Source organism: Sphingobium sp. TCM1, from assembly GCF_001650725.1.
Lineage (GTDB): Bacteria > Pseudomonadota > Alphaproteobacteria > Sphingomonadales > Sphingomonadaceae > Sphingobium.
In genome coordinates this window covers 151209-176427 of the sequence record NZ_LXVX01000003.1, presented here as the reverse complement: position 1 = coordinate 176427, position 25219 = coordinate 151209, and the positions used below count along the sequence as shown (strand labels likewise).

23 protein-coding genes are annotated in these 25219 nt (G+C 61.8%); 13 read left to right on the top strand and 10 right to left on the bottom strand.

Annotated elements, in window-relative coordinates; genetic code table 11:
• The first annotated feature begins 73 nt into the window (after positions 1-73).
• From A7Q26_RS03650 to A7Q26_RS03640, 3 genes are read left to right on the top strand one after another with little or no spacing between them, the layout of a single operon-like run.
• Positions 74-1336 (top strand): MFS transporter, encoded by a 1263-nt coding sequence (locus A7Q26_RS03650; protein WP_232313664.1) that lies wholly within the window; start codon positions 74-76, stop codon positions 1334-1336.
• Positions 1333-2958 (top strand): GMC family oxidoreductase, encoded by a 1626-nt coding sequence (locus A7Q26_RS03645; RefSeq protein ID WP_062063635.1) that lies wholly within the window; start codon positions 1333-1335, stop codon positions 2956-2958. Before A7Q26_RS03650 ends, A7Q26_RS03645 begins: the two co-directional genes overlap by 4 nt.
• 19 nt (positions 2959-2977) lie before the next feature.
• On the top strand, positions 2978-4465 hold the full coding sequence (locus A7Q26_RS03640) for an aldehyde dehydrogenase family protein (RefSeq protein WP_157102441.1): 1488 nt from the start codon (positions 2978-2980) through the stop codon (positions 4463-4465).
• Between the two features lie 11 nt (positions 4466-4476).
• Here the strand turns inward: A7Q26_RS03640 and A7Q26_RS03635 are convergent, their stop codons facing one another.
• Positions 4477-5655, bottom strand: a complete 1179-nt coding sequence (locus tag A7Q26_RS03635) for a LysR family transcriptional regulator (RefSeq protein WP_232313672.1) — start codon at positions 5653-5655, stop codon at positions 4477-4479.
• Here A7Q26_RS03635 and A7Q26_RS25815 point away from each other — a divergent pair.
• From A7Q26_RS25815 to A7Q26_RS03625, 3 genes are all read left to right on the top strand, one after another.
• On the top strand, positions 5563-5817 hold the full coding sequence (locus A7Q26_RS25815) for a hypothetical protein (protein ID WP_232313673.1): 255 nt from the start codon (positions 5563-5565) through the stop codon (positions 5815-5817). The two genes, A7Q26_RS03635 and A7Q26_RS25815, sit on opposite strands and share 93 nt — an antisense overlap.
• A 14-nt stretch (positions 5818-5831) precedes the next feature.
• The gene (locus A7Q26_RS03630; protein ID WP_066856643.1) at positions 5832-6971 is read left to right on the top strand and encodes an acyl-CoA dehydrogenase family protein; all 1140 of its coding nucleotides are present in this window, start codon (positions 5832-5834) and stop codon (positions 6969-6971) included.
• Between the two features lie 75 nt (positions 6972-7046).
• Entirely contained in the window at positions 7047-7880 is an 834-nt protein-coding gene (locus A7Q26_RS03625; RefSeq protein WP_054434066.1) for an IS5 family transposase, read from the top strand.
• A 61-nt stretch (positions 7881-7941) separates the two neighbouring features.
• On the opposite strand, the gene A7Q26_RS03620 is transcribed toward A7Q26_RS03625, so the two are convergent.
• Positions 7942-9132 carry a CaiB/BaiF CoA transferase family protein gene (locus A7Q26_RS03620; RefSeq protein WP_066856640.1) on the bottom strand — a complete coding sequence of 397 codons (1191 nt, stop codon included), beginning with the start codon at positions 9130-9132 and terminating at the stop codon, positions 7942-7944.
• A gap of 63 nt (positions 9133-9195) precedes the next feature.
• Entirely contained in the window at positions 9196-9999 is an 804-nt protein-coding gene (locus A7Q26_RS03615; RefSeq protein WP_231746463.1) for a FadR/GntR family transcriptional regulator, read from the bottom strand.
• A gap of 115 nt (positions 10000-10114) precedes the next feature.
• Here A7Q26_RS03615 and A7Q26_RS03610 point away from each other — a divergent pair, with 115 nt between their 5' ends.
• The 4 genes from A7Q26_RS03610 to A7Q26_RS03595 all read left to right on the top strand — a co-directional run bounded on the left by A7Q26_RS03610 (position 10115) and on the right by A7Q26_RS03595 (position 13953).
• Positions 10115-10864, top strand: a complete 750-nt coding sequence (locus A7Q26_RS03610; RefSeq protein ID WP_066856637.1) for an electron transfer flavoprotein subunit beta/FixA family protein — start codon at positions 10115-10117, stop codon at positions 10862-10864.
• A 107-nt stretch (positions 10865-10971) separates the two neighbouring features.
• Positions 10972-11907, top strand: a complete 936-nt coding sequence (locus A7Q26_RS03605; RefSeq protein ID WP_066856634.1) for an electron transfer flavoprotein subunit alpha/FixB family protein — start codon at positions 10972-10974, stop codon at positions 11905-11907.
• 9 nt (positions 11908-11916) lie between these two features.
• A complete protein-coding gene (locus A7Q26_RS03600) occupies positions 11917-12234 on the top strand; it encodes a 2Fe-2S iron-sulfur cluster-binding protein (RefSeq protein ID WP_066856631.1) in 318 nt (105 codons plus the stop codon).
• A 54-nt stretch (positions 12235-12288) separates the two neighbouring features.
• Positions 12289-13953: an electron transfer flavoprotein-ubiquinone oxidoreductase gene (locus A7Q26_RS03595; RefSeq protein ID WP_066856628.1), complete on the top strand. Its 1665-nt coding sequence runs from the start codon at positions 12289-12291 to the stop codon at positions 13951-13953.
• An 81-nt stretch (positions 13954-14034) separates the two neighbouring features.
• Here A7Q26_RS03595 and A7Q26_RS03590 read toward each other — a convergent pair whose 3' ends face one another.
• From A7Q26_RS03590 to A7Q26_RS03580, 3 genes are all read right to left on the bottom strand, one after another.
• The gene (locus A7Q26_RS03590) at positions 14035-14982 is read right to left on the bottom strand and encodes a polyprenyl synthetase family protein (protein ID WP_084438973.1); all 948 of its coding nucleotides are present in this window, start codon (positions 14980-14982) and stop codon (positions 14035-14037) included.
• A gap of 91 nt (positions 14983-15073) precedes the next feature.
• Positions 15074-15601, bottom strand: a complete 528-nt coding sequence (locus tag A7Q26_RS03585; protein ID WP_066856622.1) for a universal stress protein — start codon at positions 15599-15601, stop codon at positions 15074-15076.
• Positions 15602-15890: 289 nt separating this feature from the next.
• Positions 15891-16187, bottom strand: coding sequence for a hypothetical protein (locus A7Q26_RS03580; RefSeq protein WP_066856619.1), 297 nt, complete (start codon positions 16185-16187; stop codon positions 15891-15893).
• Positions 16188-16419: 232 nt separating this feature from the next.
• Between A7Q26_RS03580 and A7Q26_RS03575 the strand changes: the two genes are divergently transcribed.
• A complete protein-coding gene (locus tag A7Q26_RS03575) occupies positions 16420-17145 on the top strand; it encodes a TetR/AcrR family transcriptional regulator (protein WP_198162822.1) in 726 nt (241 codons plus the stop codon).
• Positions 17146-17171: 26 nt separating this feature from the next.
• Here the strand turns inward: A7Q26_RS03575 and A7Q26_RS03570 are convergent, their stop codons facing one another.
• The 3 genes from A7Q26_RS03570 to A7Q26_RS03560 are packed head-to-tail and all read right to left on the bottom strand — an operon-like array spanning position 17172 to position 21451.
• On the bottom strand, positions 17172-18575 hold the full coding sequence (locus A7Q26_RS03570) for an efflux transporter outer membrane subunit (protein ID WP_157102440.1): 1404 nt from the start codon (positions 18573-18575) through the stop codon (positions 17172-17174).
• Positions 18572-19768, bottom strand: a complete 1197-nt coding sequence (locus tag A7Q26_RS03565; protein ID WP_066856612.1) for an HlyD family secretion protein — start codon at positions 19766-19768, stop codon at positions 18572-18574. Before A7Q26_RS03565 ends, A7Q26_RS03570 begins: the two co-directional genes overlap by 4 nt.
• Before the next feature lie 9 nt (positions 19769-19777).
• On the bottom strand, positions 19778-21451 hold the full coding sequence (locus A7Q26_RS03560; RefSeq protein WP_198162821.1) for an MFS transporter: 1674 nt from the start codon (positions 21449-21451) through the stop codon (positions 19778-19780).
• Between the two features lie 441 nt (positions 21452-21892).
• On the opposite strand from A7Q26_RS03560, the gene A7Q26_RS03555 reads away from it, so the two are divergent.
• The gene (locus A7Q26_RS03555; protein ID WP_232313663.1) at positions 21893-23161 is read left to right on the top strand and encodes an NAD(P)/FAD-dependent oxidoreductase; all 1269 of its coding nucleotides are present in this window, start codon (positions 21893-21895) and stop codon (positions 23159-23161) included.
• Between the two features lie 510 nt (positions 23162-23671).
• A complete protein-coding gene (locus tag A7Q26_RS03550; protein WP_332308755.1) occupies positions 23672-24235 on the top strand; it encodes a hypothetical protein in 564 nt (187 codons plus the stop codon).
• Positions 24236-24644: 409 nt separating this feature from the next.
• On the opposite strand, the gene A7Q26_RS24470 is transcribed toward A7Q26_RS03550, so the two are convergent.
• Entirely contained in the window at positions 24645-25211 is a 567-nt protein-coding gene (locus tag A7Q26_RS24470; RefSeq protein WP_232313662.1) for a restriction endonuclease, read from the bottom strand.
• Positions 25212-25219 lie beyond the last annotated feature (8 nt).

The following is a 25219-nucleotide window of genomic DNA, read 5'->3' as shown; positions in this document are numbered from 1 at the left end:
CGCAATGAGACAGGAGGGAGAGGGCATGCTCGATGCATTGCCCCTGTCCTCATATCAGATTTGGGCGGTCCTGATGATCGCTGCGACCGTCATACTTGACGGTCTCGACAACCAAATGCTTGGTCTTGCGGCCCCCTCATTGCTCAAGGAGTGGGGCATCAGCCGCGATGCCCTTGGCTTTGTCTTCGCCCTGGGATTTGTTGGCATGGGTATCGGCACGCTGACCTCCGGCGCGATTGGTGATCGGTTCGGGCGACGCGGAGCCCTGCTGATTGGCGTCGCGATTTTCGGCGTCGCGACGCTCGCCACGGGCTTTTCCATCGAACTATGGCATGTCGCCCTCCTCAAGACGATAGCCGGTGTCGGCCTGGGAGGCGTTCCCGGCACGGCGAGCGCCATGATCGCTGAATTCACGCCGGCGCGGTGGCGCAGCGTGGCCGTTACCTTCGGGGTAGTCTGTGTGTCGATCGGCGGCATATTGGGCGGTGTCGCCGCAGCGGCGATATTGCCGGTGCTGGGATGGCGCTGGCTGTTTTATCTGGGTGGCATCATCACCCTCGCCTTCGTCACTCTTCTCTGGTTCATCCTGCCGGAATCCCCGCGTTACCTCGCCCAGCGCCCGGACCGCCGCGTCGAGCTCGACGCCATCCTGCGTCGCATCCGCCATCCCGACCCGGCGGCCGTGCAGCCACCCGGCCGTGGCGGGCAGGCGCCGCACGCTCCGTTCAGCGCTCTTCTCAGGGGTGCATTGCTGCGGGACAGCCTTGCCCTCTCGCTGGCGATGTTCTCGGGCATGTTCATGATCTACCTGATGTTCAACTGGGCACCCACAATGCTGTTCAGCGCGGGCTTCGGTCTCCAGACCGCGAGCCTGGGCCTCACCAGCTTCAACGTCGGCGGCACAATCGGCGCGATGTTTGCCTCTCTTGCAATCATCCGGCTCGGCTCGCGTACCACGCTTATCTTCATGGCAGTCATTGGCGCGGTTGTTTGCGCCGTCCTCGCCCTGCTCCCCATCGAAGGCGGGCGGAACGAGCCCGCCGTCCTCGCCAGCCTCGGCGCTCTCGGCCTTTTCGCCAGCGCCGCACAGTCGGCCATGTTCGCGGTCGGAGCACATGCCTTCCCCACCGCCGTGCGTGCCCGGGGGCTGGGCCTGATGGGTGCTGCGGGACGTGCAGGCGCGATCGTCAGCGCGGTGGCCGGCGCCAGCCTGATCGGCGGCGGCAATCTGGGTTTCTTCGGCGTCCTCTCCGGCCTGATGCTGGTCAACGCCATTGGTTTCATCTCCGTGCGGGGCCATGTCCCCCGTCTCGGCCGGCAGGACGCAAACGCATGAGTGACTTCGACTATATCGTAATCGGCTCAGGTTCAGCCGGCAGCCTGATGGCGAACCGCCTGTCAGCCGACCCAGCCATTCGCGTCGCCCTGATCGAGGCGGGACCATCGGACAGGAAGTGGCCGGTGAACCTGAAGACCGCGATGCCCGTCGGCAATATCTTCCTGCTGCCGCATGAGAAATATAACTGGAAACAGCAGCTCAGCGGCAACGCTGCAATTGGTAACCGGCAGATCAATTTTCCACGCGGAAAGCTGTTCGGAGGCTGCAGCGCGATCAATGGCGGTGTCTATATCCGGGGCCAGAAGGCGGATTATGACGCCTGGGAACAGGCCGGCAATACCGGTTGGTCCTATGACACAGTGCTGCCCGCCTTCAAGGCGGTCGAGAATTACCATGAAGGTGACAAGCCCTGGCACGGCAAGGGCGGCGAACTCGATGTCGAGAAACCGCGCTCCTTCAATCCAATCGCTGCCGCTATCGTCGACGCGGCGGTTGAAGCCGGCCATCATCGCAACGATGATTTTGCAGGCGAAAGACAGGACGGCTTTGGCCGCTACGATCTCAACCAGCGAAACGGCACGCGTCTCTCCAGCGCGCGCGCTTTCCTTCATCCTGCCCTGCACCGGCCCAATCTGACCGTCATGGCCGACACGCTGGTCCGCCGCATCCTCTTCGATCGCGGCCGCGCAACTGGCCTCGAGATCGAGCAGAGCGGTACGCGGAGCACGATCTCAGCGCGCCGTGAAATTGTCCTGTGCGCTGGCGCCATCAATTCGCCGCAGCTGCTCCTGCTCTCGGGCGTCGGGCCCGAAGAGCATCTGCGCGAGATGGGGATCAAGCCTGTTCATCACCTTCCGGGGGTGGGCGCGCATCTGCAGGATCATCCCACCGTTCATGTCGCAATGGAAAATCCTTCGGGCGAATCCTATGCGGTTTCGCCCAAGGCTCTTCCCCGCATCCTTGCCAGCCCTTTCAGGTATCTGGCGAAGCGGGAAGGCATGTTGGCCTCCAACGTCGCGGAATGCGGCGGCTTCCTCTGCACCGATGGATCCGGGCGCCCCGACATCCAGATTACCTTCCTGGTCGGGCTGAAGCTCGACGCGCGATCAGTCCCGCGGCGGCACGGCTATATGGGCCTCATACAGCTGTTGCGCCCCAAAAGTGCGGGATCTGTCCGCCTGGCAAGCAACAGGCCGGAGGACAAACCGGTTATCGACCCCAATTTCTTCGCCGACCCCTATGACATGAAAACGCTGATCGCCGGCTTCCGCGAGGCGCGACGCATCTTCGCCCAGCCCGCCCTCGCCGCCATGACCGGCAATGAGATCGAACCGGGTGCGCAACATCAAAGCGATGCAGAGATCGATGCGGCGCTGCGCAAGATCGTCAATACCGCCTATCATCCCACGGGCACGTGCAAGATGGGCCCCGACAGCGATCCAATGGCCGTGGTCGATGGCCGGCTACGGGTCCGCGGCGTCGCCGGCCTGCGCGTCGTCGATGCCTCTGTCATGCCCGAGATCATAAGCGGCAATACCAGTGCGCCGACCATGATGATCGCTGAGCGCGCCGCCCGCTTCATCCTCGAAGATGCCGTTCAATCGAACATAGCCGCCTGAACCAGAACAGGAGAGCCCCATGCATATGATGACCATTCCTCCCCGCCCCGCCCTGCTCGACACACCCGAACAGGATATGCTGATCGGTGGCCAGCGCGTCCCTGCCCTTTCGGGAAAGAGGTTCGAGACGCGCAACCCTGCGACCGGTGACCTGCTTGCGATGGTGGCGCACGGTTGCGCGGAAGATGTCGATCGCGCCGTCAAGGTCGCTCGCGCCGCACTCACTGGCCCGTGGGCCCGCATGAAGGGCGCAGAGCGTCAGCGCATCATGCTGCGGCTCGCCGACCTCGTCGAGCAGCATTACGATGAGCTCGCCATGCTCGACACGCTGGACCTGGGTGCGCCCTACAGCCGGACCGTGCTCGGCAAGGTGCGCGCTGGCGCGCTGCTGCGCTACTATGCCGGTCAGGCGACGCTGATTTCAGGCGAAACGCTGGACAATTCGGCGCCGGGCGACGTGCTTTCACATACGCTCAAGGAGCCGATTGGCGTGGTCGCTGCAATCAATCCCTGGAATGGTCCGATCGGCATGTCGGTTTGGAAAGCCGGTCCGGTGTTGGCGTCCGGCTGTACGCTGGTCATGAAGCCGGCAGAGCAAACGCCGCTTTCGGCGCTCCGCTTCGGCGAATTGTGCCTTGAAGCGGGGGTCCCCGAGGGCGTCATCAACATCGTGACGGGAAAGGGCGACGCCGGCGCCGCCCTTTCCGCTCATCCTGGTGTCGACAAGATCGCGTTCACCGGCTCGACCGGCGTGGGCGAGAAAATCCTGCTCGCGGCCGCGCCTACCATGAAGCGTGTGAGCGTGGAACTGGGCGGCAAGTCCCCCAACATCGTTTTCGCAGATGCGGACCTCGACAAGGCGGTGCCGGCAGCGGCCATGGCCGTGTTCGCCAATTCAGGGCAGATATGTTCGGCTGGCACCCGCCTCTATGTCCACTCCTCGATCCGCGAAGAATTCATGGAGCGCCTCGCCGCGTTCACGAAGACGATGAAGGTCGGCGATCCTCTGGACCCGCAGACACAGATCGGGCCGGTTGTCTCAGGCCCTCAGATGGAAAAGATCCTCGGCTTCATGGAAGGCGCTGTAGCTGAAGGCGCAAGTGCCTTGGTCGGCGGCGCGCGTCTTTCGGGCACGGGCTATGACGATGGGTATTTCATCCAACCTACCATCTTCGACAATGTGTCGGACACGATGACGATCGCGCGCGAGGAGATTTTCGGTCCGGTCCTTGCAAGCTTCAGCTTCGATACGATCGAAGAAGTTCTGGAGCGCGCCAATGCAACCGAGTTCGGTCTTGGCAGTGGTGTGTGGACGCGCGACCTTGCCACAGCGCATCGCATGGCTCGCGGCATTCGCGCCGGATCTGTATGGGTCAATTGCTATCAGGTGCTTGATCCAGGCGTACCTTTTGGCGGCTACGGCATGAGCGGCTTCGGCCGGGAGTCAGGCCCGCATCATATCGAGGAGTATCTCGAGACCAAGGCCGTCTGGATCAAGCTGGACTAAACCATAACCTCTCACAGCCAGCCTGAGTCTCGCAGACCGGGCTGGTTCTCCTCGGATCGCATTTGCGTCGCGGCTTCCCGGAGCATGTCGAGAAAGCGGCGCTGCGTTGCCGTCGGCCGCCAACTGCGACGCGTGGTGATGCCAACGGTTCGCTTGGTGCCTTCCAGAGGCTGGCCGATCTGCGCGAGAAGTCCGCTTCGGATCTGGAGTGCCACCTGATCGGGCGACAGCAGCGTTAGGAAATTCGTTTCCCAGAGCAGTCGGCCTATGATCATCACCGAACTGCACTCGATCGGCGTTGCGGGCATAGAAGCCCCTTTGAAAACGCGTTCCCATTGCTCCCGGGAGGGCGTGCTGGGCGGTGATACGACCCAGGGATAGGACGCGAGTTGCTCCATGGAAGGATTCTCCTGCCCCACAAGAGGATGCTGGCTGCCGGCAACGACGATCAGTCGATCTTCAACCAGCGGCAACTGGTAAAGATCTGCGATCTCATAGGGACGAAGCGCGCCGACGATCATGTCGATAACTCCGTCGCGCAGCGGTTCGACCAGTTCACGCCAACTGCCTTCAAGGATCTTGAAGGCGGCGCGCGGCTCGGCACGCACCATTTGCGCCATCGCGGCCGGGACCAGTAGTGGCCGGGACAGCGGCAACGCGCCGAACGAGATTTGTTCGCTTCCACCACCGCCATCGATCGCCAGCTCGACGATCGCAGCCGAAATCTCCGCAAGCGCGAGGCGGGTTCCTCGCGCGAGACGCTTTCCCGCCGCGTTGAGCCAGACGACACGGCCACGACGCTCGACGATCGTCGCGCCGATGACCTGCTCCAGATCACCGACCGCTCGATGAACGGCCGTCTGCGAAAGCCCCGTGACATTCGCGGCGCCCGCAAAGCTACCCGCTTCCGCGACGGCCAGCAGCGCGCGAAGCTGGGTCATGGTCATCAGCCGATCCGGATGCAGGAATACGGCTGACAGTCCCTTGGCTCCTGCCGAGAGATGTTCGATCGCGGCTTGCGCCCGTGCAACAACGATGCGCCCCATCGCCGTGGCGACCATCCCCCCGGAACGCCGTTCGAAGAAGGTGTAGCCGAATTGCCGTTCGAGCTTCGCCAGGCCCTGCGTCAAGGCAGGCTGCGAAAGACTAACGGCATCGGCGGCCGCCGTGATGCTGCCATGCTCTTCGATGGCGATCAGAGCGCGCAGGTGGCGCAGGTTTATGTCGAATGGGTCGGCAGCCATCAGAGCACAGGCCTATCCCAGGTGACGCCTCTAGCCAAACAAATTTTAAATGGACGGACCATTAAACAGATGCTAGCCAAGCCCGGTCCTTCCATCAACGCTCAATGACCGGAGATATTGTCATGGATTTTGAACTCCCCGATGACATCAAGGAATTTTGTGATGTTACGCGAACCATCGTTCGCGATCTGCTTCCCTATGAAGCCGAGTTCCAGACCACCGGGGTAGTTCCGCCGATCGTTCGCCAGACATTGGTCGATAACGGCTATTTCGGCATGGCGCTGCCGGAGGCATATGGCGGCCTGGGCCTCGGTGCGCTGGCCCAGGCGGCGGTGCAGATCGAGCTTGCCCGACTCCCCCCTCAATTCTGGACGGAACTGAGACCCCTCATGGGGCCAGGCGCCAAGAACATCATCCATCATGCGAGCGACGAACAGCGTGCTGCCCTGCTGCCCGGCATGGCGACAGGTGAAATTCCGATCGCGTTTGCGCTGACCGAACCCAATAGCGGCTCCGACCCGGGCTCCATGCGTACAACCGCGGTTCGCAACGCCGATGGCTGGCGCATCAATGGCAGCAAAACCTATATTTCCAACGGCAAGAAGGCGAAACACATCATCGTGTACGCCTACACGGACAAGACGGCGGGCGCCCGCAACGGTATCTCCGCCTTCCTGATGCCGGCCGACACGCCCGGCTTCGCCGTTACCGGCACGATCGAGCTGATGGGCACCGCAACGCCCGGCGTGTTCGAACTCAGCTTCGATGAATGTCAAGTTCCGGCCGACGCGCTGCTCGGCGACGAAGGACAGGGTTTCCGCTATGCCCTCGAGGGACTCAATGAAGGGCGGATCAACGTCGGCGCAACAGCCGTCGGTATGGGCGAATATGCCCTGGAGCTGGCGATCGATGAATCGAAAGTCCGCCCCGCTTTTGGCGGCGTCATCTCCGAATTCCAGGCGATCCGCCACTATCTCGCCAATATGGCCACCGACATGCGCGCTGCTCGCCTGATCCTGCTCGACGCTGCCTGGCGTTACGATCAGGGAGACAAGAGCCGCGAACTGGCATCGATGGCAAAGCTTTTCGCGACCGAAGCGGGCAGCCGCACCGTCGATACCGCCGTCCAGATTTTCGGCGGCAGCGGATATTGTCGGGGCTTTGCAGTCGAGCGGCTCTATCGCGATATCCGCATCACCCGGATCTATGAGGGCTCTTCGGAGATCCAGCGCAACACCATCGCCCGCGAGTTGCTTCGCTAAGAGCCCGCCCCGAAAGTTGTTGAGCAATACCAGCCATTTATGATTCACGCCGTCCTGCGAGAGATGGAGTGATCAATGGCATGGACTGGTATTGCCCGGCAGGAGCATAGCCGGAAAGGATTGCGCTACTCCAGCGATATGACGGAGCGGGAGTGGGAATTGGCGGCGCCGTTTATCCCGCCAGCCAAGCGCGGAGGTCGACGTCGCACGACGGACATGCGCGAAGTGATGAATGCCTTGCTTTACATTGCGGCAAGCGGCTGCGCTTGGAGGCTTCTGCCCAAATGCTTTCCACCGGTCTCGACGGTGCAGCGCTACTTCTACGCGTGGCGCAACACCGGTCTGCTCGAAGCCATGAACACGGTGCTGGTAATGAACCTGCGCGAGATCGAAGGGCGCGACGCGTCGCCGAGTGCCGGTGTGATCGACAGCCAATCAGTGAAAACCACCGAAAGCGGCGGCCCTTGCGGGTATGACGCGGGCAAGAAGATCAAGGGCCGCAAGCGCCACATCCTGACGGACACTTGCGGCTTTCTCATATTCATCCTCGTCCACACCGCCGATATTCAGGACCGCGATGGTGCCGTCGATGTCCTCAAGGCCGTGCGCAAACGTTTCCCGTGGCTACGCCATGTCTTTGCGGATGGAGGCTATGCCGGCGACAAGCTCCGTGCAGGCCTCCTTGGATCGGGAACCTGGACGATCGAAATCATCAAGCGCTCTGACAAGGCAAAGGGCTTCCAGGTTCTCCCTCGGCGATGGGTCGTCGAACGCACCTTCGCTTGGCTTGGCCGATGCCGCCGCCTCGCCAAAGACTGGGAAGCCACCATCGCATCGTCAACGGCATGGGCCACCATCGCCTCCATCCGCATGCTCACCCGCAGAACTGCAAGGTATTGCTACGGTTGAGGAACTTCCGAGTCAGGCACTAAGGGAAAAGGGGGAGCGCCGATGGCCTCCCCCTTTTTTGTCAGATCAGTTGTCCTGCGGCTTGCAGGGCATCGAGGTCGTCCCGGGACACGCCAAGCTCCTCCGTCAAAAGCGCGCGCCCATGCTGGCCCAGGCTCGCGACGAGGTTTCGAGCCTCCACGCGCGAGCCGCTCATCCTGAACGGCGGGTTGGGAACGGCATAGGCGCCCGCAGCATCGTTGATGGTTGTAAGAGCCTGGCGGGCGGCAAGCTGCGGGTCGGAGAGAACCTCGGCCATTTCACGATAGCGGCCACATGGTACGCCGTGCCCGGAAAGAATCTCCTCAGCCTCCTCAGACGATCGCAGGCAGGTCCATTCCTCGGCGAGGGCCAGCAGGGTCGCCCAATTCGCATTGCGGTCGGCAACGGTCCGAAATCTTGGATCCTCCCGCCATTCGGGATGTCCCACTGCATCGCTGAGCTGCTCGAAGTTGCGAGGACTGGTTGGCGCGATCATGATGAAGCTGTCCCGGGTCTTGAGCGGCGTGTACAGCGGCCGGCGCGCTCCACCGGGGAATTGAGCCTCCTGCGTCTCATAGACCAGCATTCCGACCATCGCCTCCAGCATGGACAGGTCGATATACTGGCCCTTGCCGGTCTTCTCTCGTTGGTAGAGTGCGGCCTGGATGGCGCCGAAAGCGTGAACGCCCCCCAGCACGTCGGCGATGAAGATGCCGCTGGCCGCCGGGCGCGATGCGTCATCCTGATAGTGCATGTTGACCATGTCGAACCCGCTGGTCGCGTGGATGACCGGCGCATAAGCCGGATGGTGCGCCTTGGGGCCCTGCTGCCCATAGCCCGAGATCGAACAATAGATGAGCCGCGGATTAATCGCGGACAACGCCTGATAATCAAGCCCGAACCGTTGCATGACGCCAGGGCGGAAATTCTCGACCACAACGTCGAAGCGCTTGACGAGGTCAAGGATAAGGGAGCGAATCTTGGGCGACTTGAGATTGCAGGCCATGCTGCGTTTGCCTGCGTTCAGATGACCGAAATAGGCGCTGCAGCCTTCCCGAACGGGAGGGCGGGAACGCACCTGATCGCCGTCGAGCGATTCGATCTTCACGACATCCGCGCCGAGATCTGCGAGCATCCGGGTCGCGAAGGGTCCCGCCATCACGCTCGTGAAATCCAGTACACGGACCTCGTCGAGTGCGCCGTGGCTCTCATTTCCAGCAGAGTCGGTCATCACATCACCTGTCGAATAGATAGATTGAATGGTCCTACCTATCTAAGGATTGTAGGCGTCCGGTCAACGCGCCTTGCGAGAGCCGCGGGTCGCCTCGGTGGTTTCCTGATTGGGCTTCGCGGCAGCTTTGAGATTCTTTCGTACGTGACGATGTACCCGCTCAAGATGCCGCCGCATTTCGCTCGCAGCAGCCTCGGCGTCACGTTTGCGCAGATACCCGATAAGCCTGAATCGCGATTCGATCAGCGATTTCTGCAGCGTCTCATAATCAGGTCCGCGCACAAATTCGTGCAGAATGGCAGAGAGGGAATCGACGAAGATCCCGAACATGCGATTTTTCGTGGCCCGGGCGAGCACCGCATAATATTGTACGGCACACTCGTAGCGCGCATCCACCGTCGTTTCACGACGGGTCCGCTCGGCCACCGCCTCGAGCTCGATGAAATCAGCCTCTGTGGCGCGTTCGCAGACAAGCCTTATGATGATGTCCTGGATGGCGAGACGGGCTTCGGTAAGCTCATCGAGCGAGACGTTTCCCAGATGCACATAGTCCTGCATCGCCTGCACGATGCGGTCGGGCTCGGCCGACTGGATGAACGCGCCGCCCTTGACCCCTTTGACATTCCGGATGATGCCCGCCACCTCAAGACTGCGCAGCGCTTCGCGCAGCGCGCTGCGGCTCACCTGAAACTCGGCGGCAAGCTCGCGTTCGGCCGGAAGCTTGTCGCCGGATTTGAGCAGGCCGCTGGCGAGACGTGCCCGAATTTGCTCGCAGATGACCTCGAAGGCGCGCTGCGTTTTTATGGGAGCGAAGCCCAGCTCATCCGCCGAAATTTTCGATATCATCCGTTCTGAGTCCAGTTTCATGTCCAAGAGATGCCTCCTTCCGCTACCACAGCGGGCATCGAACTGCCTAAAGCTTCTTGACCTCTACCATAGTCACACATAATGGTTAGACCATTATCACTTTTTGAGGTTTCTTATGAAAATCCTCGTGCCCGTTAAGCGGGTGATTGACTACAATGTGAAACCCCGCGTGAAGGCCGACGGGACAGGCGTCGACCTCGCCAACGTCAAGATGTCGATGAACCCGTTCGACGAAATCGCGGTCGAGGAAGCCATCCGCCTCAAGGAAAAGGGCGAGGCGACGGAGATCGTCGCGGTCTCCATCGGCGTCGCCAAGGCGCAGGAAACGCTGCGCACCGCGCTCGCCATGGGCGCGGACCGCGCGATCCTCGTCCAGACCGACGATGAGGTCGAGCCGCTCGGCGTCGCCAAGCTGCTCGCCAAGATCGTCGCGGAAGAGGCCCCCGGCCTCATCATTCTGGGCAAGCAGGCGATCGATGATGACAGCAACCAGACCGGCCAGATGCTCGCCGCGCTGCTGAACCTGCCGCAGGGCACCTTCGCATCCAAGGTCGAGGTCGAGGGCGACAAGGTCAGCGTCACGCGCGAAGTCGATGGCGGTCTGGAGACGGTGAAGCTCAACGTTCCGGCGATCGTCACCACCGACCTGCGCCTCAACGAACCGCGCTATGCCTCGCTGCCCAACATCATGAAGGCGAAGAGCAAGCCGCTCGCGACCAAGACCCCTGCCGATTATGGCGTGGACATCGGCGCCCGGCTGGAAACGCTCAAGGTCACCGAACCGCCCCAGCGCACCGCCGGCATCAAGATCGCCGACGTCGACGAGCTGGTCGCCAAGCTCAAGGTCATGGGCGTCGCCGCCTGAGGCAGGTTTCAATTCCGTTCGTCCTGAGCTTGTCGAAGGACAGTCCTTTTCAAGAAGAACAGGGCTTCGACAAGGATCAGCCCGAACGGGGATAGAGGATTGAAAAGATGAAAACTCTCGTATGGGTTGAGCATGAGGCCGGCGCCGTCAAGGACGCCACCCTCTCCGCCGTCACTGCCGCGTCGAAGCTCGGCGAAGTTCACCTGATCGTCGCCGGCAAGGGCGTGGACGGCGTCGCCGCCGAAGCCGCCAGGATCGCCGGCGTAGGCAAGGTCCATGTCGCCGATGACGCGGCATTCGATCATGCGCTGCCGGAGAATGTCGCGCCGCTGATCGTTGAGTTGATGGGTAGCCACGACGCATTCGTCGCGCCCGCCACGTCGAACGGCAAAAACATCGCGCCGCGCGTTGCCGCGCTGCTCGATGTCATGCAGGTGAGCGACATCCTATCGGTCGAGAGCGACGACACCTTCACCCGCCCGACCTATGCCGGAAACGCAATCGCGACGGTCAAGTCAAGCGACGCCAGGAAGGTCATCACCGTGCGCGGCACGGCGTTTGAAAAGGCGGCCAGGGACGGCGGTTCGGGCGCGGTGGAAGCCGTGGCTTCGACCGGGGACAAGGGCCTTTCCGCCTTTGTCGGCGCCGAAATCGCCAAGCTGGAGCGCCCGGAACTGACCTCGGCGAAGATCATCGTATCGGGCGGCCGCGCGCTCAAGGACGGCGAGACGTTCGAGGCGACCATCTTCCCGCTCGCCGACAAGCTGGGCGCTGGCGTAGGCGCCAGCCGCGCGGCGGTCGATGCGGGCTATGTTCCTAACGATTATCAGGTCGGACAGACCGGCAAGATCGTCGCGCCCGAAGTCTATGTCGCGGTCGGTATCTCCGGCGCCATCCAGCATCTGGCCGGCATGAAGGACTCCAAGACCATCATTGCCATCAACAAGGACGAGGACGCGCCGATCTTCCAGGTGGCCGACATTGGTCTTGTGGGGGATCTCTTCAAGGTCGTGCCCGAACTTACAGAGAAGCTTTCGGGCTGAGGGTATACCATGTCGACACTGAACATTGTCACGAGAGACGGAAGCGCGGTGCGGGTCACCCCAGAGCCGGGTCTGTCGGTGATGGAAATAATTCGCGAGAATGGCATCGATGAACTGATGGCGCTGTGCGGCGGATGCTGCTCCTGCGCGACGTGCCATGTCTTCATTGCGGAGGATTCGTACGATCAGCTTCCCGCGATGAGCGCAGACGAAGACGACCTTCTCGACAGCTCCGAGCATCGCAGACACGTCTCCCGCCTCTCGTGCCAGATCCCCTGGTCCGACGTGCTCGACGGACTTACGATCACCATCGCCCCGGAAGATTGAGACCCAGATCATGCAAAGACGCGCTTGCGTTGAGTTAAATGGACGGCATGGGCAATGAATGAGACGGGAAGCGATCGGGAATCGATGCCCTACGACGTCGTCATCGTAGGCGGCGGGCCAGCCGGGCTGTCAGCGGCAATCCGGCTCAAGCAGCTCGCCAATGACGGGGGTATGGAGCTGGCTGTGTGCGTGCTCGAAAAAGGCTCCGAGATCGGCGCCCATATCCTCTCAGGTGCGGTGATCGATCCCAAAGCGTTGGACGAACTGCTCCCGCAGTGGCGCGACATGGGGTGTTCGCTGGCCGACGTGCCGGTGACAGACAACCAGCACTGGTTCCTGACCAGAACCGGCAAGATCGCGATGCCGCACATCATGACGCCGGCCTGGATGCACAACAAGGGCACCTATACCGGGTCGCTGGGCAACCTGTGCCGCTGGCTCGCCGAACTAGCCGAGGGCATGGGCGTCGAGATCTTCCCCGGCTTCGCGGCAGCCGAAATCCTCTACAATGACGACGGGTCAGTGAAGGGCGTTGCAACCGGCGACATGGGCATCGACCGGGAAGGCAATCGCAAGGCTGATTATCAGCCCGGCCTGGAACTGCATGCCAAATATACTTTCTTCGCCGAGGGCGCGCGCGGGCACCTTACCAAGACATTGAAGCGCCACTATGCACTCGATGCCGACAGCGAACCGCAGGTCTATGGCCTGGGGATGAAGGAATTGTGGGACATCGATCCCGCGCTGCATCAGCCGGGTCTTGTCATCCACTCGCAGGGCTGGCCGCTGACCGATGCTTATGGCGGGGGCTTCCTCTACCATCAGGCAAACGGCCAGGTGGCATTGGGTTTCGTTGTCGGTCTCGGCTACCGGAACCCGCACCTCTACCCGTTCGAAGAGTTCCAGCGCTGGAAGCAGCATCCGGCGATCCGCAAGTTCCTGGAGGGCGGCCGCCGCGTGTCTTATGGTGCGCGCGCGATCAATGAGGGCGGCTGGCAGTCGATCCCCAAGCTGGTCTTCCCCGGCGGCGCGCTGATCGGTTGTTCGGCGGGCTTCGTCAACGTGCCGCGCATCAAGGGCACGCACACCGCCATGAAATCCGGCATGTTGGCGGCCGAGGCCGCGTTCGCGGCGGTGCAAGCCGATCGAAACGGTGATGTGCTCGCCCAGTATGAGGACGCTTTGCGGTCGAGCTGGATCGCGAAGGAACTGCAACTGGTCAAAAATGCCGAACCTCTGCTCGGCAGATTCGGCGGCACGATCGGTACGCTGCTGGCGGGCATCGACATGTGGATGCGCACGCTCAGGATCGGCCTGCCCTTCACGATGAAGCACAAGCCCGACAATGAGAAAATTCGGCGTAGCGACGCCTGCGCCAGGATCGACTATCCCAAACCTGACGGCAAGATCAGCTTCGACCGGCTGTCATCTGTGTTTCTCTCGAACACCAATCATGAGGAAGACCAGCCGGTTCACCTGCAACTGAAGGATCCGTCGATCCCGATCAGTTACAACTTGCCCTTTTATGATGAACCGGCGCAGCGTTACTGCCCTGCCGGTGTCTACGAGGTGGTCGGCCAGGATGACGGCGATCCCAAATTTCAAATCAACGCGCAGAACTGTGTCCATTGCAAGACCTGCGACATCAAGGATCCGACCCAGAACATCAACTGGGTCGTGCCCGAAGGCGGCGGTGGGCCGAATTATCCCAACATGTGACGATCGCGGTCGGCGGGGCCGGCACCACTACCGGCTCGCCTGCCGTGCCTGTCCGCCGACGACAGCTTGCGGCGTCATTCATCACGTTCTCGACACAGAGAAGTCGGCAGCTTCCATCAGGGCAGTCTTCAGATCGGAAGCGGGAAAATACTGGATGGCCTTCTTTGCCGCCTCGGCATGGCATCTTGCACGGGCCAGGGTTTCTGCGATCGCGCCGCGCGTCTCCAAAAGGTGCAACGCGTGTTCGAGCGCGGCCTCATCTGCGGGCGTACGTCCGGAAATGACGTCCTGCCAGAAGCGGCGGACCTGCGGGTCGCCATCGCGGTACGAGAGGATGACCGGGAGGATCACCTTTCCCTCGCGAAAATCGTCTCCCGCCGCTTTCCCCATGGCAGCATCGCTGGAGGTATAGTCGATCGCATCGTCCACGAGCTGAAAAGCTATTCCGATGTTGCGGCCATAGCTATCCAACGCTGCTTCGCGGCGCTCATTCTCCCCGGCGATCACCGATGCCATGCGGCAGGCAACGGCGAAAAGATCGGCGGTCTTGGCGTTGATGACGCCATCGTAATCGGCCTCGTTGCTTGCCAAACGCCGTGCGGCGCCCAATTGATCAATTTCGCCGCGCACCATCTTCGTCGTCGCCCGGCTTAAAAGCTCGATGGCGCGAGAGGATTGCGTTTCGATCATCAATTCGAAGCTCTGCGACAGCAGAAAATCGCCGACAAAGATGGTCGCACGATTTCCCCAGACCAGATTGGCGGTTTTGCGACCACGGCGCAGCGAAGATCCGTCCACTACATCGTCATGCAGGAGGGGGGCGCTATGCAGAAACTCAATCGCAGCCGCCAGACTGTGGTGCAGCGTGCCTTCGTATCCGACGAGAGGCGCGCAGGCCAAAGTCAACATGGGCCTAAGGCGTTTACCTCCGCTATCGATCAGGTGTCCTGCCAATGTCGGGATCAGAGCCACCTCGCTTTGCATTCGTCTGCGGATGATGTCGTTCACAATGCGAAGATCATCGCCCATCAGTGCAGCAACGGCGTTTAGTGTAGGGCCGGCCTGACGAAATTTATTGCCTTGGATCACGGTTCTGCACCCCTAGACATAGAACCCGCCTCTATCGCGAGAGCAGAATGGGCACTTCCGCATGACGCAGGACATAGCACGTCGCGCCGCCGAATATCGCTTCACTCAGCTTGGAATGCCCATAGGCGCCCATGACCAGAAGATCGGCGTCGCGTTCGATGCAAAAGTCGAGGACGATATGGCCGGCCTCGCTCCCTTCGAGGGTGAAGAGGTCCGCGACGACGCCATGACAGCCGAGATGGCGAACGATCGCCTTACCCGGATCTATCCCGTCCGGCACCGGAAGGCCCGCCTGAGGGACAACAACGACGGAAACCTGCTTGGCGCTGTACAGAAGCGGGAGCGCGCCCGCGACCGCTCTGGATGCCTCGGCGCTCGCGTTCCACGCGATGACGATATGATCCGCCTGTCTATCAGACCGCCATGCTGAGGGAACGAGGAGAGTGGGTCTGCCCGATGCGAAGATCATGTCTTCGGACAGACTCAATGGCGTTTTGCGACGGGATGGCCCATCGGCCGGGCCTACAACCGCGAGATCGGCGTGGCGCGCATGGATCATTAGATCCTCACCCCAGACCGTCTGGAGCCAAAACGATGCCCGCTCATGCCGAAATCTTCCATACGCCCCTAACCCTTGCTTCTGGTCGAAAAATCGAGGTTAGCCCTCATCCCATATGATGGCGAACCTCGTTATGGATTGGGCTTTCAGGCTTGCGGCGCGCTCTTCTGATCGGACCTTGGCGGTGTCACGGGTCTCGCGATCGGCGTGGCAGCCGAGAACAGTCCGGACCAGGGCTGGAAAAAGCTCTGAGGCTGGAGAAGGCTCTGGAATTTATCAGTCAACTCTTTCACCGTCGAGGTGTCGGAAATGACATCCTTCCAGGTCGATTGCCAATCCTCGACGACAGTCTTGGCCCTGGATAGCGTGTTTCGCGGATTTTCTCGATCTCCGACAGAATGGAGGCGCCGGCCTTGCTCTTGAAACCGGGGCACTGGCCGGGTTTGATCTCCTGCACCTGTCCGAGAAAGCCGCTCGCAATCTTGCCGCTGAGCTGCAGATATTCCTCGCCGCTAGTCCGGGCAATTTCAGCAAGTTTCAGGGCGCGCTGGCCATTCGCCTTGAGCAGATCGACAGGGTAGATCATGGAAGATTCCTTTCGGGCAGAACTGAGAGCGTAAACGTGCAGCAATATCGTCGACCTTCAGGTACTTTCGAAATAGCGGGCCTGATGCCGCACGTTTCCCCGATGACTAATGCGAATCCAGGCATGACGACGTTCCTGCTCTGCGTTTCACTCCCTTGGCCGATGACCCGAACTCGCACGGCCTGCCATGCATATGTATACGTAGCGGTTTTGTTATCGGAAGAAATCTGGATTGACCAAGCCAAATGTCATGGAATCCGGTGAAGATGCCGCTAGGGTTTTCCTCATGACACAACAATCCCCCAAGGCGAGCAGCACGTCCCTCCCGCCGCGCGATCCCAAGGGTGGCAGGCCGCCCCAGGATATCGCGGCGCAACTCGGGGCGCATATTCTCGATGTAGCGCTTGAACAATTTATCCATCGCGGTGCCGACGGCGCAAGCATGGAAGCCATCGCCGCCGCCGCCAACGTATCGAAGCGCACACTCTATTCGCGTTTCGGCGCGAAAACCAAATTGCTGCGTGCAGCGGTCGAGCATGGCGTTTACCGGCATCTCAGGCCCATTGCGACATCGATCCCGAACGGTTCGTTGCACGACCGGCTTCTTTATGTCGGCATGAAGATGTTGGACTCTTCTCTGAAACGTGAGGTGATCGGCCTCGAGACGCTCGTTCTATGGCTGGTGGATCACGAGGTGGAATCCTTGGCGAATACCACGATGCCCGGCGCACCCGACGGCATCCGTATCATCCGCTCCATCCTTGACAACTCTGCCTTGCCCGCGACGATGGACGATGATGCGCTGCAATTCCTGGCGCGCCACATTTTTGACACGCTGGTGACGGTCCCACGCAACCTGATCCTTATACGCCGAGAATTTCCCAATACCACTGCCGCCAAAAGAGCCTATCTCATGCGGGCACTCGACGTCCTGCTCTGGAAGCGGGACATCGCCTGACAGACAGCGGGGATAATTCTTGGCTATCAGGGCTCAGCTTTTGCGGTAGCAGGTGATGGTGCCGACCAGCCCCCGCCCAGTGCTCGATAGAGGGTGATGATGTTATCGAGTTGATCCTGCCGCACGCCGATCGCATCCAGTTCGGTCGAATAGAGGTTGCGCTGGGCGTCGAGCAGTTCGAGATAGGAGGCATAGCCGCCACGGTAACGATCCCGCGCCATGGCGACGGACCGGATGAGAATCTGCCGGCGGTTATGAAGCCGCTCGATCTGCTCGGCGAAGCGCGACACGCCGCTAAGGCCTGTTTCCACTTCCCCGAATGCCTTTAGCGCCGCGCCCCGGTAAGCGAACGCCGCCTGGTCGCGCTGCGCTGTCGCCGCATCCACCTGCGCGCGCAGGCGCCCGCCTGCAAAAAGCGGTGCAAGCGCACTCGCGCCGACATCCCAGATCGTCACCGGATCATAATCGAGACCGTTCACGAAGAGCTGGCCGAGGCTCGCGGAGAGCGCCACCTGCGGCAGGAACTGGGCGCGGCGTGCGGCCAGACTGGCATCGGCGGCCGCGACCATCGCTTCGGCTGAGACGATGTCCGGACGGCGACGCAGAAGATCGGCCGGGAGCGTCGCCGGAACGGTCGGTGGAGTCGCGGCGAGCAAAGCGCCATCGCTCCGCGTCACCGGGCCCGGCATTTCACCGGTGAGGAGCCGCAAGGCGTTCTCCTGCGCACGGATCGCCTGCTCGAACTGCGGAATGGCCTGGCTCACCGCCTCATATTCGGACTGGGCCTGGGTCAATTCGAACTGCGAGGTATAGCCCACCTGGGCTTGGTCGGTGGCGAGCCGCAGCGCCTCGGCTCGGGATTTGACCGTCTCGCGGGAGACGGCAAGCTGGGCATCGAGCGCGAGCAGGCCGATATAGGCCTGCGCCGTCTGCGCAGCGACTGAAAGCGCGACCGCGTCCCGGTCGGCCTGGCTCGCGACATATTGCTGTCGCGCCGCCGCTGTCAGCCGCGACAGCCGGCCGAACATGTCCAACTGCCAGCTGAGTTGGATCTCGGGCTGCAGCGCGGTACTGGTGGCGGTCCCGGTGGTGCCGAGGCTGCGCGAGCGCTGCGCCGCCCCGACCGCATCGAGCGAGGGGAGCAGCGCGGAGCGCGCGAGCCGGATGTCGGCTGCGACTTCCTCGACGCGGGCAGTCGCAGTCAGCACGTCGGTGTTACGGACAAGCGCCGCCTCGATCAGCCGGGTCAGCGCCGGATCGCCGAACGCCTGCCACCATGCCGGATCGACCGTGCCGTTGCCACTGGATGTATCGCGCCAGGCAGTGGGCAGTGCGACCGCCGCGGATGCGGGCGACGGGCGATCAGCCGGCATGCACGCGCAGAGCGACAGGACAGGCGCCAGGAAGATGAAATATCGCGCGGGTGTCAACGCGGGTCTCCAACGCCGCTCGCCACCGACGTATCCACCCGTGTGATCACCGACATTCCCGGACGCAGGTTGCGCGCCGCCGGCTGGTCCGGATCAATTGTGATGCGGATCGGCAGGCGTTGGACAACCTTGGTGAAGTTGCCGCTGGCATTGTCCGGACGAAGGACACTGAACTCCGAGCCCGTCGCGGGCGCGAAGCCCTCGACGTGGCCTTTCAGCCGCTCGCCGCCCAGCGCGTCCACCGTGAAGGTCACCGGCTGTCCGGGGCGGATGCTGGCTGTCTGGGTTTCCTTATAGTTGGCGACGATCCAGAGGGCGTCCGGCACAAGGAACAGCAGTTGCGAGCCGGCGGAGACATATTGGCCCTGGCGCACGCTCGCCTCGCTCAACTGGCCGTTCCTGGGCGCATAGATCACGGTATTGGCAAGGTTGATCCGCGCCAGATCCACGGCGGCCTGCGACGTCTTGACCTGAGCCTGCAGCCCTTCACGCGACACCGATGTCGCCTTGCGAGTCTCGGTCGCGATGCGCAGCGCCGCTTTGGCCTTGAGCACATTGGCGACGGCCGCGCGGGCCGTCGCCCGGATCTGGTCTCGTTCGCGCAGCGATACCGACCCGCGCGAGGCGAGTTCATCGACGCGGTCCTCGTCTGCCTTGGCGCGATCGCGTTCCGCCTCTGCGGCAAAAATGTCGGCCCGGCGCGAATCCAGTTCCGCGTCATTCTGGGCGATCGTCTGCTCGGCATTGTCAAGATTGGCCTTAGCCGCGTCAAGCTGGCCGAGTGATTGATCGAGCTGCTGGCGATAGATGCGGTCGTCGATCCGGATCAGGGCCTGCCCCGCCTTTACACGCTGGAAATCGCGGACTAGCACCTCCTTCACGTAGCCGTTCACCTGCGGCGCCAGCACCGTGATCTGGCCGCGGACATAGCTGTTCTCGGTGGTCACGACGGCGCTCGTGAACGGCCAGATCTGCCAAGCGGCCAGAACGATAAGAACGCCCGCGCTCGCCACCGCGGCCATGACGATGACCGTTCGCCGTTTGGGTTTGATGATCTTGGGCGGCTCCCCCTCCTTGGACGCGTCCTGCGCCACTCCGCCGATTGGGCGGCCCTGAGCATCCACAAGGTCGGGCCTGGGTTGATCGGGTGCGGCCGGCTTGGGGTCGGAACGGATGATCTGATTGTCTGCCATGATACTCTTTTACGATGCTGCCTGGAACCCGGCCGCTTCATCGGGCGTCGGCTTGTGGGACTTGTCCTTGAGTGCAAGGCGCAGGACATGAAACAGAGACCAACTGAGCAGCACCAGCGAAAGCATGCCGTTCAGCAGGAAGATGTCGTTGAAGGCCCGTACATTTGCCTCACGCGTGGCGATCTGCGCAAGCTGCGCCGTTCCCTGTGCCTGCCGCAGGATAGGATCGGTCATCACCCGGCCATAGACCTGACCCTGGACCTGAAGGCGTTGTGCCACCACCGGGTCCGTCGGATCTAAGTCGGCATTGATCAGCGCCGAATATTCATGCTCGCGAAACTGCTGAATGGTTCCGAGCACCGCCGGCCCCGCCAGCCCGCCGAAGCTCTGGCTGATTGAAAATAGCACCACGAAGCTGACGATGTAATTAGGCCCGTTCTTGAGCGCCTGCATAATGCCGACGAGCAGCAGCGGTCCCATAAACATCGCGCCCGCCACCGAAATCAGGAACTGGCTGACGAACATGTCGTGCGGACGCGTCAGGCTGGTGGAATCCCTGTCGAGAAAGCTCGCGATCGCGATCAGCACGATCGACAGAAGTATCTGCGGGATCACTGTCTTCTGGTTGAAAGTGAGCGCACTTGCTGCAATGCCAAAGATGATACCCGCCAGGATCACGGCATAGAATGGCTGTAACTGGTCCGGCCCCATACCCAGCGTCCGCAGAAACCCAGTCGCGCCATAGGTCTGCTCCGAAAGTATGAAGCGGATACCCATGGCACCGATCGCGAAGCGGATCGTCGATTTCGTGCCCAGCCAACGGGTCTGTATTAAGGGATTGGTGCGATGATGTTCGACCATGAAGGCCGCCGCCGTCAGCACGACCGCGCCGATCCAGGCATAGCCGATCCAGGGTTGGGCAGTCCACCATTGCACCCGGCCCTGGGCGAGTACGGCGCCGAACAATGCAAGCGCCGGCGCCAGCAGCAGGAAGGTCAGGAAATCGAGGCCCTCGAACACCTTGATCCGGATGCCGGGCGGCAGTTTCAACACCACCACCGCGGCGAGACAGCAAAGCGAAAGGCCGGATTCGAACAGGTAGAGCGTTCGCCATTCGCCCAGATCGAGCAGCGCGGGCGAGAGCAGCCATGCCAGCGGCGCGGAAATCTGCGACAGGCCGAGTCCGACGACGAGCCCTTGCCCCATATGTGCCTTTCCGAATGCCTGCAGCATGTACATCGTAGCGAGCGTACTGACGGTCGCGCCGGCGAAACCGCTGACGGCGCGCACGAACAGCGCCATAGGATAGCTGTCTGCGAACAGATGGAGGAAGGTGACGAGTGCATAGATCGGCAGCCCGATCTCGGCGAAGAGCCGTAGCCCATATTGTTGCCGCACCTTGAACAGCAGCAGGTTAGCCGAGATGTTGACCATCAGGTAGATCGCCGGCAGCCACGCGCCTTCGACCGGCGTGAGGCCGAGATGGCCCTGAATATTGGGAAGATTGGTGCTGACCAATGCGGTGCCAAGGCCTGCTGTCAGCGAAAGAAGAACTGCAACACCTGCATAGGCGAAGCGGACCGGCCAGCTGTGCCGGGGGGTCGATGGCGACCCCGGCATGGAGGGCTTTTCATGCTCCTCCCAGCGTGGGATCGGCTCAAGGGGTTCAGGCGCAATGACCATCACGCCTTCACCGCGACGCTGTAGGTGAATGCAAGAGACTGGTCGCCGGCAGTCCCCGCGTACCAACATCCTTGTCCCGGCCACCGGCTGCCCCCGAGAACGACGTTCCAACCGGTCGATAGAGGGAGCTTCCTCGCTCAGAAGGGTCCCCCTTGCCCAGGTCTCATACGGCAACTCATTATTCTTCAGGCCCCATTTAACGATACCGACCGTTGCACTTATTGCGCGACGCGCCAAAAAATGCCAGCAGTATGATGAAGGGATAGGCTGGCCCTTTTAGCGCGGCCTATATCGCGATGATCCGTTTCAGCTCTGGCCGCCCGGTGCGATACCGGCCGCCCCGCAGACCGCCGGATTGCCAAAGGGCACCCCTCGGTGTCGTGCAGGGCAGCGATGGCGTAATCTTAAGGAAAGGTCGCAATGATCGAAGACCATAAGCTTGTGGTGGTGGGCGGCGGCGTCGCGGGCCTGGAGATAGCCACGCGTCTCGCCGGGAAAAAGGCCAATAGCAAGCGCCTCTCCGTCACCCTGATCGATCGCGAAGCCGCCTATGTGTGGAAACCGATGCTTCATACGATCGCAGCCGGTACCGCAGACGCGGGTTTGCAGGAAACGGTCTTTGCAGCCCAGGCGCTGACGCACGGTTTTCGCTATGAATTCGGGGAAGCGATCGCGATCGATCGGAAACACCGCACCGTGTCTTTGGATGCCTTGCGGATCGAGGGAGAGATTATCGCACCCGAACGGCAGGTTTCCTATGACACGCTGGTTCTCTCGGTCGGCAGTCGGGCAAATGATTTCGGCACCCCAGGCGTCAGCGACCATTGCATGCGGATCGACACCCGGTCTGACGCCATAGGCTTCAACGATCGGCTGCGGGTCCACTTGATCAGGAGCATAGTGCTCGGCAAGAAGCTCAGGGTGGGCATCGTCGGCGGCGGGGCGACCGGCGTGGAACTGGCGGCGGAACTCATTCAGGTCGCGACGGTCGCTGAACGGTACGGCATGTCGGGCGCTTCGGCGCATCTCGAGGTCATCCTGGTGGAATCCGGGCCGAGGCTGCTCGGGCCATTTCCCGAGCGGGTCGCCGATGCGGCGCTTGAGAAGTTGAAACAGCTGGGCGTCATCGTGCGTGTGGGAAAGCGCGTATCGTCGGTGAACGAAAACGCCTTCATGTTGAACGGCAACGAGGCCGTGGACGTGGACCTGAAGATATGGGCCGCAGGCGTGAAGGCGCCCCCACTGATGGATACGCTGACCGATCTTGAACGAACGCGCAGCGGTCAATTGGTCGTGGGACCAACCCTGCGGACGCTGGCGGACGACCACATCTACGCCCTTGGCGATTGCGCGAGCCCTCAGCTACCGGGTCGTGACATGCCCGTGCCCACCACCGCGCAGGCAGCAAGCCAGCACGCCCGATTTCTTTCACGCCATCTGCCCGGCCTCATAGCCGGCAAGACCGGGCCCGTTGCAAGCTATAAGGACTTTGGGAGTCTCGTCGCGTTGGGGGGCTATGACGCCTATGGGACGCTCGGCCGCTTCGGCTTTTACGAGGGCGGCTTTATCGAGGGGCGGATCGCCCAGCTCGGACATGCGATGCTCTATCGAAGATATCAGGCCAGTCTACATGGAATCTGGCGCGGCACGCTTCTCTGGTTGCTCGACACGGTCGGCCGGAAAGTGAGGCCGCGCGCCAGGCTGTCCTAGCCTGTAAAACTCATCGGCTTGGTCGGTGCATGCCAAGGCTTGGATTCTACAGACTAGCGACCTCACAAATTTGGCCACCTCCAGTGACTAGGGGCTTGCCACATATCTCTCCTACGCAGTACCTTTATGCGATTGGGGTGAGACTCGACCACGTGACGTGGGGCGTGAGCCTGCGTCCAATGGTTCGGGATGTCCATCAAGGCCGCAGTGCTGACCGCAAGTCGACCGGGCGGATAATTACGTACAGCAGGGATCGCTGCAACGCAGCATTGGGAGCTCGTTTCAACTGGAGTAAGCACGCATAGCCGCATTCGATGCTCAGTCATCGCCCGATCCTCTTGATGGCATCGCCGAAACCCTCGATCGTGCGGCCGTCGCGGCGATCGCGCAGGCCACCTCTCCGGCCTCTCCCTGGCCACGTTAGCCCAGGCGTTTTTGGACTCGGCACTTCACCTCGCCAGTTCGCCCGGCAAGCAGTTGCAGCTGAGCGCGAAAATGACGCGAAAATATGTGCGCCTGTTCGACTATGCGCTGCGCAGTGCCGGCGACGGCGATACCGCCCCCGCCATCGAACCTCTGCCCCAGGACCGCAGCTTTGCTGACCTGGCGTGGAAGCAGCCTCCGTTCAACATCCTGTCTCAGACATTCCTTCTCAACCAGCAATGGTGGCACGCGGCGACCACGGGAGTCGGCGGCGTCACGAAACATCATCAAGACATGGTCGAATTTGGCGCGCGGCAATTGCTCGACACGCTGGCGCCCACCAATTCCCTGGCGACCAACCCCGTTCTCCAGCGCAAGATCATGGAAACCGGCGGCACATGCCTTGTCGACGGTTTCCAGCATCTGCTCGAAGACATGCAGCATATGGTGCGCGGCCTGCCGCCGGTGGGGACCGAGGAGTTCACGGTTGGCGAAAATGTCGCCACCGGCAAGGGGAAGGTCGTCTTCCGCAACCGGTATTGGGAATTTGTCGTACGGTTTGGAGCGAATATCGTAATTCCGAAACGCCTTCGCATGTGCCCGGCTACAGAAGCAGTGTATCGTCGTTGTCTCCACATTATAGGACTATGATACAGGCCCACCGCTTTCCAATAATCATCTGTGGCCCGCAAAGCCGACAGGAACACCCAGCGAGCCGCCTCCGCGTTGAAGCAGGCATCAAATTGCAGCCAATGCCGCACATGGGCTGTAGGCTTCCCGACCTGAGCTGCGATTCTTGGAACCCACCAACTGTTTACCTGCATCGGCCCGAGATCGTGGCTCCCATTGGTGTTTGCGACCTCTGCGCCGATCCAGCCCGCCTCCTGGTCGCGCAGTCCCCAGAGGGTCTTTTCCAGCCAGGGCCGCCCGAGTGATGCACGGTGGATACATGCTGCAATGACACGCTCGTCCTGCGCGTCGCTCGTTTTCGCCCAGGCGAGTTGCGGTACAAGCGTCCCTACAACTATGGCTGGCCACAAGAGTTTGGTTATGCCCCACATCATATCCATCTCCCACTCTGCGATATTGGTCGGGGTAATTGGCGAGGGGTTACCAGATCAGGCAGTGGACCACCGGTCAGGAGAGACAGCAGCGCACGGCCGGAGACGATTGCGACCCGGTCGCTGCCGGCCGCCATGACGCGGCTTTGCGGGCCTGTACGGCCGGTATGGATGAACAGGCCCCGCCGGCCTTTCGCACGACACAGCGCATCGAAAGCAGCGACATGCTCGGGACGGATAGCGTCGGCATAGCGTTTGGCCTGGATCAGCCAGATCTCGCCTTCGATCATGACCTGCCCATCAATTCCGCCATCACCAGTGTAGCGGCGGTTTCGAACAACCCCATGCCCGCGCCGCTCGAAACATTCGAGCAGCAGTTCCTCGAACGCCAAAGGATCCATGGCCCGCAGACGCGCATAGAGAAGCTGGGGTGGCTGCAGACGGTCTCGGCCGCTTAGCTGAAGCGCCATGGCCCTCGCCTGTCGGCGGCGCCAGCGATGGCGTATCGGCACCCGGGCGCGGTGGAGCAACAGAGCTACGACAATAACGCAGAGGGCAAGCAGCATGGCGGCGA

What these genes read in the sequence shown, in the direction of transcription:
- A7Q26_RS03650 (WP_232313664.1), top strand. Translation starts at nt 74, where the DNA reads ATGATCGCTGCGACCGTCATACTTGACGGTCTCGACAACCAAATGCTT.
- A7Q26_RS03645 (WP_062063635.1), top strand. Translation starts at nt 1,333, where the DNA reads ATGAGTGACTTCGACTATATCGTAATCGGCTCAGGTTCAGCCGGCAGC.
- A7Q26_RS03640 (WP_157102441.1), top strand. Translation starts at nt 2,978, where the DNA reads ATGCATATGATGACCATTCCTCCCCGCCCCGCCCTGCTCGACACACCC.
- A7Q26_RS03630 (WP_066856643.1), top strand. Translation starts at nt 5,832, where the DNA reads ATGGATTTTGAACTCCCCGATGACATCAAGGAATTTTGTGATGTTACG.
- A7Q26_RS03625 (WP_054434066.1), top strand. Translation starts at nt 7,047, where the DNA reads ATGGCATGGACTGGTATTGCCCGGCAGGAGCATAGCCGGAAAGGATTG.
- A7Q26_RS03620 (WP_066856640.1), bottom strand. Translation starts at nt 9,132, where the DNA reads ATGACCGACTCTGCTGGAAATGAGAGCCACGGCGCACTCGACGAGGTC.
- A7Q26_RS03615 (WP_231746463.1), bottom strand. Translation starts at nt 9,999, where the DNA reads ATGAAACTGGACTCAGAACGGATGATATCGAAAATTTCGGCGGATGAG.
- A7Q26_RS03610 (WP_066856637.1), top strand. Translation starts at nt 10,115, where the DNA reads ATGAAAATCCTCGTGCCCGTTAAGCGGGTGATTGACTACAATGTGAAA.
- A7Q26_RS03605 (WP_066856634.1), top strand. Translation starts at nt 10,972, where the DNA reads ATGAAAACTCTCGTATGGGTTGAGCATGAGGCCGGCGCCGTCAAGGAC.
- A7Q26_RS03600 (WP_066856631.1), top strand. Translation starts at nt 11,917, where the DNA reads ATGTCGACACTGAACATTGTCACGAGAGACGGAAGCGCGGTGCGGGTC.
- A7Q26_RS03595 (WP_066856628.1), top strand. Translation starts at nt 12,289, where the DNA reads ATGAATGAGACGGGAAGCGATCGGGAATCGATGCCCTACGACGTCGTC.
- A7Q26_RS03590 (WP_084438973.1), bottom strand. Translation starts at nt 14,982, where the DNA reads ATGGGCGATGATCTTCGCATTGTGAACGACATCATCCGCAGACGAATG.
- A7Q26_RS03585 (WP_066856622.1), bottom strand. Translation starts at nt 15,601, where the DNA reads ATGATCCATGCGCGCCACGCCGATCTCGCGGTTGTAGGCCCGGCCGAT.
- A7Q26_RS03580 (WP_066856619.1), bottom strand. Translation starts at nt 16,187, where the DNA reads ATGATCTACCCTGTCGATCTGCTCAAGGCGAATGGCCAGCGCGCCCTG.
- A7Q26_RS03565 (WP_066856612.1), bottom strand. Translation starts at nt 19,768, where the DNA reads ATGGCAGACAATCAGATCATCCGTTCCGACCCCAAGCCGGCCGCACCC.
- A7Q26_RS03560 (WP_198162821.1), bottom strand. Translation starts at nt 21,451, where the DNA reads ATGGTCATTGCGCCTGAACCCCTTGAGCCGATCCCACGCTGGGAGGAG.
- A7Q26_RS24470 (WP_232313662.1), bottom strand. Translation starts at nt 25,211, where the DNA reads ATGCTGCTTGCCCTCTGCGTTATTGTCGTAGCTCTGTTGCTCCACCGC.